This is a genomic window from Hymenobacter sp. H14-R3, from assembly GCF_030063445.1.
GTDB lineage: Bacteria > Bacteroidota > Bacteroidia > Cytophagales > Hymenobacteraceae > Hymenobacter.
In genome coordinates this window covers 1-1,598 of sequence record NZ_JASITD010000070.1, presented here as the reverse complement: position 1 = coordinate 1,598, position 1,598 = coordinate 1, and the positions used below count along the sequence as shown (strand labels likewise).

Annotated in this window: 1 protein-coding gene; it reads left to right on the top strand. The window is 69.5% G+C overall.

The genetic code is table 11. The features are described from left to right. Positions 1–81: 81 nt before the first annotated feature. Complete coding sequence (locus QMK33_RS23315; RefSeq protein ID WP_283567032.1) at positions 82–1,539, top strand: IS4 family transposase; 1,458 nt, start codon at positions 82–84, stop codon at positions 1,537–1,539. The last annotated feature ends 59 nt before the right edge of the window (positions 1,540–1,598 follow it).

Genomic DNA, 1,598 nt, shown 5'->3' with positions numbered 1-1,598 from the left:
GCCTTGTCCTTACCCAAAACTCAGAAAAGCGTTGGCCTCCCGGCCAGCGCTTTTTTTGGGTGCTGGCAGTAGCTTTCGGGTATGAGTATTTCGACGCAGTTTGGCCAGGCGCACGTGTGGGCGCAGACACAGTTTGGGGCGGTGGCCTTGGGCGACGTACGCCGCAGCCGGCGGGTCGTCACGCTGGCGGCGGGCTGGGCACGGGAGCCGGGGGCCAGCATTCCGCGCCTGAGCCAGGGGCAGGCCTACGCCAGCAAAGCCGCCTACCAGTTGCTGGGCCACGCGCAGGCGACGCCCGATGCGCTGCAAGCGCCTCACCGCCAGCACGTGGCCCAGCAATTGCAGGCTTCCGGCACCTTCCTGCTGGTAGAGGATACCACGGAGCTGAGCTGGCCCGAGGCAGCCGAGCGCCGCCCCGGCCTGGGCCCCGTCGGGCCGGGCAAGGCCACGGGCCAGGGCGTGCTACTGCACTCGCTGGTGGCGGCGGCCTGGCCCGCTACCGACCCCGAGCCGGCCGCCAAACGGCCCGCCTTGCCGCTGCTGGGCCTGCTCGACCAGCAATTCCACGTGCGCCAGCCCGTGCCGGAAGCTGAAAAAGCGCATCCCCACGGCGGCTCCCGGCCCCGTCAGGGGCGCGTGCGCGAGTCGGCCTTGTGGGTCCAGAGCCTGCGGGCGGTGGGCCAGCCGCCCGCAGGCACGCGCTGGGTGGTAGTGGCCGACCGCGGGGCCGACATCTACGAACATTTACAGCAGTGCCAAACCCAGGGCCTGGGCTTTGTGGTGCGCGCGGCCCAGAACCGAGCCCTGGTGGCGGGGCCAGCCAACACACCGGCCGGTCGCCTCTTCGAACTAGCTCGCGCTCAGCCTAGTGCGGGCACGTTTACCTTGCCCCTACGCGGGCGGCCGCGTCAGCCGGCGCGCGAAGTCGTCGTGCAGGTGAGTTTCAGCCCCGGCTTGGCGCTTCGAGCCCCGCAGCGACCAGGCGGGGCTACGGGCAAAGGCGCGCCCGTACCCGGCAGCGTGGTGCGGGTCTGGGAAGAGACGGGCCCTGACGCCGCGCCCGGCCTGGAGTGGCTGCTGCTCTGCGATCAGGCCGTGACGGATTTCGCCCAGGCGCTGGTCTGTGCCCGCCAGTACACCAGTCGCTGGCTGATAGAGGACTTTCACAAAGCCCTGAAAACGGGGCTCGGGGCCGAGAAGCTCCAACTGCAAACGGCCGCCCGGCTCTTCGCGGCCGTAGCCCTACTCAGCGTGGTGGCCCTGGCCCTGGTAGACCTGCGCGAGAAAGGTCGGCTCGAACCGGATGCGCCCGCCGAGGCATCTGCGCTGACCAGCATGGAGTTACGCGTGCTACGTCACCAAAGTCGCCGCCCCCTGGATACGGTGCGCGCCGTGTATCTAGCCCTGGCCGCGCTGGGCGGGCATCTAGGCCGCACGGGCGACGGGCCGCCCGGCTGGCAAACCCTCTGGCTCGGTCGACGCAGCCTGCGCCTGCTCGTGGAAGGCGTCCAGATGGCCGCGCAACTGCTAGCCGATTAACGCCCAAAAAAAGCGCCGACCTACCGGCCAGCGCTTTTTAAGATTTGGGTAAGGACAAG

Coding starts and splice junctions, on each gene's coding strand:
- QMK33_RS23315 (WP_283567032.1), top strand. CDS start 82: ATGAGTATTTCGACGCAGTTTGGCCAGGCGCACGTGTGGGCGCAGACA.